The sequence below is a fragment of the Streptomyces sp. NPDC006261 genome (genome assembly GCF_040613515.1).
In the GTDB taxonomy this organism is placed as follows: Bacteria; Actinomycetota; Actinomycetes; order Streptomycetales; family Streptomycetaceae; genus Streptomyces.
Genome location: NZ_JBEXSI010000057.1, coordinates 34,913 through 41,850, shown reverse-complemented (window position 1 = coordinate 41,850; position 6,938 = coordinate 34,913). Strand labels below are relative to the sequence as shown.

At 72.4% G+C, this 6,938-nt stretch carries 6 protein-coding genes and 1 pseudogene; 4 read left to right on the top strand and 3 right to left on the bottom strand.

The window, feature by feature from the left end; translation table 11 throughout:
• Positions 1-90: 90 nt before the first annotated feature.
• Positions 91-408: pseudogene (locus ABZ154_RS28740) on the bottom strand (hypothetical protein); the annotation flags it as partial.
• Positions 409-545: 137 nt separating this feature from the next.
• The gene (locus tag ABZ154_RS28735; protein ID WP_356837291.1) at positions 546-1,328 is read right to left on the bottom strand and encodes a hypothetical protein; all 783 of its coding nucleotides are present in this window, start codon (positions 1,326-1,328) and stop codon (positions 546-548) included.
• A gap of 517 nt (positions 1,329-1,845) precedes the next feature.
• Here ABZ154_RS28735 and ABZ154_RS28730 point away from each other — a divergent pair.
• The 4 genes from ABZ154_RS28730 (at position 1,846) to ABZ154_RS28715 (ending at position 5,633) form a co-directional block, all read left to right on the top strand.
• Positions 1,846-3,129: a glycosyltransferase family 4 protein gene (locus ABZ154_RS28730; RefSeq protein ID WP_356837290.1), complete on the top strand. Its 1,284-nt coding sequence runs from the start codon at positions 1,846-1,848 to the stop codon at positions 3,127-3,129.
• The gene (locus ABZ154_RS28725; RefSeq protein WP_356837289.1) at positions 3,126-3,941 is read left to right on the top strand and encodes a transferase; all 816 of its coding nucleotides are present in this window, start codon (positions 3,126-3,128) and stop codon (positions 3,939-3,941) included. Before ABZ154_RS28730 ends, ABZ154_RS28725 begins: the two co-directional genes overlap by 4 nt.
• Positions 3,942-3,989: 48 nt before the next feature.
• Entirely contained in the window at positions 3,990-4,961 is a 972-nt protein-coding gene (locus tag ABZ154_RS28720) for a YafY family protein (protein WP_356837288.1), read from the top strand.
• A 456-nt stretch (positions 4,962-5,417) separates the two neighbouring features.
• Positions 5,418-5,633, top strand: coding sequence for an I78 family peptidase inhibitor (locus tag ABZ154_RS28715; protein WP_356837287.1), 216 nt, complete (start codon positions 5,418-5,420; stop codon positions 5,631-5,633).
• Positions 5,634-5,721: 88 nt separating this feature from the next.
• On the opposite strand, the gene ABZ154_RS28710 is transcribed toward ABZ154_RS28715, so the two are convergent.
• Complete coding sequence (locus ABZ154_RS28710) at positions 5,722-6,732, bottom strand: phosphatase PAP2 family protein (RefSeq protein ID WP_356837286.1); 1,011 nt, start codon at positions 6,730-6,732, stop codon at positions 5,722-5,724.
• Positions 6,733-6,938: the final 206 nt, after the last annotated feature.

Genomic DNA, 6,938 nt, shown 5'->3' with positions numbered 1-6,938 from the left:
ACATGATGCGTATGTGGCAGGCGTACTGTCCGTCAGGTGACAGCCCCGTTTGGGGAGTGGCGTCGGTGTCGGGTGGACTTCGCCCTGGGGTGAGCCCGGCGGAAGCGCCGCCGGCCGGGGACGCCCGGCGTGCCGGCCGACCCGCTGCCAGGAACCGAGGGTCCCGGTGTGCTGGCTCTGGACGCTGCCGGTCCCGGGGTGGCGGCTCTGACCGGCCGGGGAGGGGTGGCTGCCGCCCAGCGGGGCCCGGGAGGCGAAGAGCCCGGCGCTGAAAGCCGGGAAGCGGAGGTTCTCCTCACCGCTCCGGTCACCCGGCAACGCCCGGAACGAGCGCCGGTACTCGGAGTACAGCGCGTCGTAGATCGGGGTGGCGGACGTGCCCACCGATGGCTCCTGCGAGGGACGCATGGCAGGAATCTGGCTCTGGTGCTGGCGGGAGGGGTCGTATGAGTGCACGTAGGTGCCAACGACCTCACCGCCCGTCGGATGCGGTCCCGCCGGAGAAATCGCTGTTCGGCGGGGGCTTCCGAGCGGGGCGGACACGATCAGGTCCCGGCCAGCGGCATGGACGCGGCGACCAGGACCCCGTTGACCGCGGCCTTCTCCAGGGCGTCCCGGAGCAGGTCCTCGCGCGGCTGCTGGCCGATGGTGCCGGCCGGCGCGGCGAAGACGAGGACCGTCTGCGACTTGTTGACCGCGGCCCGCCAGCCGTCGGTGACCTGAAGCGGCTGGTGGGCCTGCCACCAGGCGACCGGGTTGCCGCCGCCGGAGCCCGGCTGCAGCACGGCGTGCAGCTGGCCCACGGCGAGGAGCACCGACCAGCCGGGCAGCACCTCCGGCAGCCGGTTCAGGTCGGGGGCGGGGTGGAAGCCCTGCTCCAGCAGCAACGGGAGGAACTCGTCGCCCCCGCTGCCGTCGGTGCCGGGCCGGGCGACCGGTCCGGTCGGTTCGACGACCAGGGCCGGGCGGACATCGTCCTCGATGAGAACGAGACCGCTGGTGATGCCGAGGACGGCCTGTTCGGGCATGCGCCCCTCCGTGTTCTTCTGCTCGCTGCCGGTGATACTGCGCACCGCGCCCTGGAGCTGGTCCTCCGCGACCTTGACGACCTGCGAGGGGATGCACGTCGCGTGGGCGAACGCGAGCACGGCGGTCTCGTCCCCGATGAACAGCACCGTGCTGGTGCGTTCCTGGTCGGAGTCGCCGGGGGTGCGGCAGGAGGTGCAGTCGTAACTGCCGGGGGTGTCGTCGCCGACGAGCAGCCGGTCGGCTTCGTCGTCGCCGATCTCGGCGCGTACGTCCTGGCTGACGTCGAGCATGCGCGGCACGGGTGGCTCCTCGAACTCGGTGCGTGGGCCGGGGGGTTCCCGGCTCATGAAGAGACAACGCGGGATCCGCGGCCGGGGTCACGCGCCGACGGGGACGGAAGTGGGGACCGGGTCGACAGATCGCTAGATCGAGGAGTCGACCGCCAAGCCCCGAAAGCCGGGGTGCCAGGGCGGGGAAATTCTCCGGATATTTTTTCCGGACGCAGGCAACCTGCCCGCCTTTCCTCACGTCAAGCACGGAGGGAAGCGTCGCCGAAACGGGTGGCGGGCAGGCGGCCGGAAGGTGAACCGGTCGCCCCCGGCGTATGTGCCGGATTCCGGCCGCCGACGGTGAAGCGGATCCACGGCTTCCGTGAACTTGCTGGTCAGCCATGGTTCCGGCGGCGCCGCGGGGGCACCGGACGCCACGACGCATTCCACAGCGGAATCCAGCCGGATTCCGGACGTATTCCGGGGGGTGAACCGCCGGGACGTACAGTCGCGAGAGACGGCCAGACCAGGGGGAAACGGCGGCGCCATGCATATTTCATTTCTTCTGCACAATGCGTACGGCATCGGCGGGACGATCCGCACCACCTTGACACTCGCCCGCACCCTCGCCGAACAGCACGACGTCGAGATCGTGTCCGTCTTCCGGCACCGCGAGGCACCCGCGTTCGGCGCGCCCGACGGCGTGACCCTGCGCCACCTCGTCGATACGCGCAAGAAGAGCGCGACGTACGACGGTGACGACGCCGAACACGCCCGGCCCGCAACGGTGTTCCCGCGCGGTGACAGCCGGCACAAGCAGTACAGCAAGCTCACCGACGCCCGGATCGCCGCCCACCTGCAAGGGCTCGAAGCCGATGTCGTCGTCGGCACCCGGCCCGGCCTCAACGTCCACATCAGCAGGCAGACCCGCCGGGGCCCGGTGCGCGTCGGGCAGGAGCACCTCACGCTCGACAACCACGGCTACCGTCTGCGGCGCGAGATCGCCCACCGCTACACGCTGCTCGACGCCCTCACCACCGTCACGCGCGCCGACGCCGAGGACTACCGCAACCGGATGAAGCTGCCCGGCGTACGGATCGAGGCCATCCCCAACGCCGTGCCCGAGCCCGCCTGCCCGCCCGCGGGCGGCGACCTGAAGTGGGTCGTCGCGGCCGGCCGGCTGCACCGGGTCAAACGGTACGACCTGCTGGTACGCGCCTTCGCCCAGGTCGCCGCGGTCCGCCCGGACTGGCGGCTGCGGATCTACGGCGGCGCGGACGCCTCCGGCGACGAACAGACCACGCTGCGCGCACTCATCGACCAACTGGACCTGCACAACCACGTGTTCCTGATGGGCTCCGCCACGCCCCTGGAGGCCGAGTGGCCCAAGGGGTCGATCGCCGCCGTCACTTCGGACCGCGAGTCCTTCGGCATGACCATCGTGGAGGCGATGCGCGGCGGACTGCCGGTCGTGGCCACCGACTGCCCCCACGGACCGGCCGAGATCATCGAGGACGGCACCGACGGCCGGCTCGTGCCGGTGGGCGACACCGACGCGATCGCCACCGCGCTGCTCCAGCTGATCGAGGACGACGGCCTGCGCCACCGGATGGGCCGTGCCGCCCTCTCCGCCTCGGCACGCTTCGACCCGGCGCGGATCGCCGAGCGCCACGAAAGCCTGTTCACCGACCTGATCGCCCAGGGTGCCCGGAGCCGGGGTCACGGGCCCCTGCGCACCGCGCTGCACCGCACCCGGGGCACCGTGCTCGACGGGGCGTACGCCCTCCGCTACAAGGCCGCCGACGTGCTCCGCAAGGGGAGGACCGCGTGACCGCCACCGCCACCGTGCGCGCCGACTGCGCCGTCGATCCGGCCGGAGCGCTCACCTTCGACCTGGCTCCCGCCACCGCCCCCGGCCCCGAGGCCGTGCTGCTCCTGCGGCGCCGGGGAGCGGCGGGCACCACCATCCGGCTCCCGCTGACCAGCAGCGCTCCCGGGCGGCTGCGGGCGGTGCTGCCGCCCTCCGCCGACGTGCCCGAAGGGCGCTGGGACGCGTACGTGCAGGAGCCCGGCTCCGAAGACAGCCTGACCGTCCTCCCGGGGCTGCGGGATCTGCGCGCCCTCGTCGACCGCACCCCCGACACCGGCACCGCCACCATCCGCTCCCGGGTCCCCTACCCCACCCTGGACGGCCGCCTCGCCCTGCGCTGCTGGGTCCGGGCCCCGCACGCCGAGGCCGGCGCCATCCGTGTCGGCCCGTCCGGCATGAGTGCCGAGGGCACGCTGTACGGGGCCGGGGCGGGGGAGGGGGCCATGGTGGAGGCCCGGCTGCCGGGCGAGCCCGCCCGGGTCCACCGGGTGCCGCTCACCGCCTCCGGGCAGCCGGGCGGCGGCTTCGCCTTCACCCTGCCCTACGTCCCGCTGGCCGACGGGCCCGTATCCGGGGAGCAGCTCTGGCGGCTGTGGGTGATCCCGTCGGCCGGCGCGAAGGCTGTCAGGATCTCCCGCATCCTCGACGACGTCTGGTCCCGGGAGAAGACCTTCGTCTACCCGAGCCGTCCGGTGGCGGACGGCGTCCTCGCCGCACCCTGCTACACCGCGGCGAACGACCTCTGCGTACGGCTGACACCCCCGACTGGCTGATCCGTTCGCGGACAGGGGCTGTCCGCGAGCCCTGGCAGACTCGTCCCCATGTTGGAGACCTCGGCACGGCTGCTGCGCCTGCTCTCACTGCTGCAGGCCCACCGGGACTGGTCCGGCGCCGACCTGGCCCAACGGCTCGGCGTCACCCCGCGCACCGTGCGCCGGGACGTCGGCAAGCTGCGCGAGCTCGGCTACCCGGTGAACGCCAGCCCCGGCACCGGCGGCGGCTACCAGCTCGGGGCCGGGGCCGAGCTGCCGCCGCTCCTGCTCGACGACGAGGAGGCCGTCGCGGTCGCCGTGGGGCTGCGCACGGCGGCCGGCCACGGCATCGAGGGCATCGGCGAGACCTCCGTACGCGCGCTGGCCAAGCTGGAGCAGGTACTGCCGAACCGGCTGCGGCGCCGGGTGAGCGCGCTCGGCGCCTTCACCGTGCCGATGCTGCGCGGGGCGGACACCTCCACCGTCGACCCGGCCCTCCTCACCGAGCTGGCCGGGGCCTGCCGGGACAGCGAGCGGCTCCGCTTCTCCTACCGCTCCCATGGCGGCTCGGACTCCCGCCGGACCGTGGAACCGCACCGGCTCGTCTGCACCGAGCACCGCTGGTACCTGGTCGCCTGGGACCTGGACCGGGCGGACTGGCGGACCTTCCGGGTGGACCGGATCACCCCGACCCCGCCGCACGGTCCCCGATTCACCCCCCGGCCGCCACCCGCCGAGGACCTGGCCGCCTATGTCTCCCAGGGCGTCTCGGTCTCCGCCTACGCGGCGCGGGCGGTGGTCCTTCTGAAGGCTCCGGTTGAGGAGGCCGCCCGGCACATCTCACCCTCCGCCGGAGTGCTGGAGCCCGTCGACGAGCGGACCTGCCGGCTGACCGCGGGGGCGCCCGACCTGGAGGTCCTGGTGATCCACGTGCTGCTCATGGGGATCGACTTCGAGGTGGTCGAGCCGCCCGCACTCACCGAGGTGATGACCCGGGCCCGGGACCGGCTCAGCCGGGCGCTCGCCGGACCCGGATCGTGATATACCGCCCGCCGTCCGGGAGGCGAGGCCCGGGGAGAAAACGTGAGGAAGTATAAGGCGGATATAAGAGAGCATGAAATCCAGGTGTCCGGGCCATTTGGGTGACGAGCTCCCGGACGGTAAAGGCAGCAGGCCACCTCAGGTGTTTCCGGAGCGTGCGCGTCGGTATCGCCGCCGGCCCGCACGAGGTGGCCGACCCTTTCGTATCCCCGCTTCCGGGCGGGCCGTTCGAGTGAAAAGGCCGGGATATGCAGGTGTGGGGATTCTGTGACACAAGCGTGACCGCGACGGCACGCGGGGATGCCGGGGGATGGCACGCGGGGACGCCGGGGGCCAGCACCCGGGAGTGCGGGAAGACGCCACATGCGGAGCCGGAGGGACGCCGCGCGGGATGCGGGCCGCAGCCTCGGGGCTGCGGCCTTCCGTCCTCGTCCGCAGCCGCCTACGGTGAGGGGTATGGCCTCACTACCGACCCCTCCCGCACAGCCGGACGACGCCCCCGAGTCGTACGTCGGCCTCGGCGCCGACACCGCCGAACAGCAGGCGAGAAGCCGTGGCTGGGACACCGTCCGGGCGGTCCCGCCGGGCACGGTCCTGACGATGGAGTTCCGTTCCGGACGGATCAACTTCCAGGTCGAGGACGCCACGGTGACCCGCTGCTGGGTGGGCTGACACCCGCAGCTCCCGCTACGGCCGCACGGCGAAGGCCCCGACCGCGGTGTCGGGGCCTTCGCCGTGCCGGGGAGGTGCGTAAGGAGCCCTAGCCGCCCGTCATCGGGCGCGCCGGGGCCGGGCTCGCGGTGCCCCGGGAGCCGTGCTCCGGGTGCGGCTGCGGGCGGCGGGTGCCCACCGGAGCCGTCTGAGGCCGCTCCGGGCAGACGGGGGGTACATGGTGCGCCCGGGCCCGGGCCCCGGTCGCCAGGTGGGCGGCGGGAGTGCCGGCGCCGGCCGTGACGGCCGCGCCCTCGGCGGCGATCGACTGGGGGAGCAGTACCGGCTGCGGGACGCCCTCGGGGGCTCGCGCCGGACGGCCCGCCCTGCGCCGCTCGCGCCACTGCTCGCGCAGCTCGAAGATCCAGCTCTCCGCCCGGGCGATCAGCGGCTCGAACCAGGGCAGCGCCAGCAGGATGAGCAGCCCGGCCGCCCAGCCCAGCACCACATCGCTGAGCCAGTGCGTGCCGATGTAGACGGTGGTGAGGCCGACGCCCAGGGAGACCGTGGCGGAGACCGCCGACAGATAGCGCCTGGCCCGGGGCGTGGTGGCCAGGTAGGCGAGGATTCCCCAGGTCACAACGGCGTTCGCGGTGTGTCCGGAGGGAAATATATCGCCGCCGGCGAACATCTCGGCGGAGCCGATCTGCGTCGCGTAGTGCGGGCCGAGCCGCCCCAGGCCCAGCTTGACCGCGCCCACCGTCACGTTGAGCAGCAGCAGGGAGGTGCCAAGGACCAGCAGCGGCCGCAGCGTGTGCTGCCGCCAGGAGCGCCAGCCCAGCCAGCAGGCGACCATCACCGCTGTCGGGCCGCGCTGGCCGAGCACGACGTAGTAGTCGAGGAAGGCGTGCAGTTCGGGCCACTGCTGGTAGGGCCGGAACAGCATGACCTTCCAGTCCAGGACCACCAGCCAGGACGTCACGAGCACGGCGAAGACGATGGCGAGATAGAACGCCAACGTCCCGCCGAAGAGGGCGGCACGGTGACGGCTCATCCGCGGTGCCACTATCTTCGGCGGTTCCGGCTCCCGGTCCAGGCGGGCGAAGATGTCGGTACGCACCCAATCGACGTTACAGCGAGTGAGTGTGTGTGCAGGCCAATCCGGCCGCTTTGTGATGACGATGTGATGTGGACTTCGTCTCAGGGCGGTTACTTTTTCCGGGTGCGGAGAAGAACCTCCGTGATCTTGCGGCCCATTTCCCCGGGGTTCCGTTCGGAAGCGTGTTTGATCTTCCGGGCAATTTCGTACACGGGAATCCGCAGGAA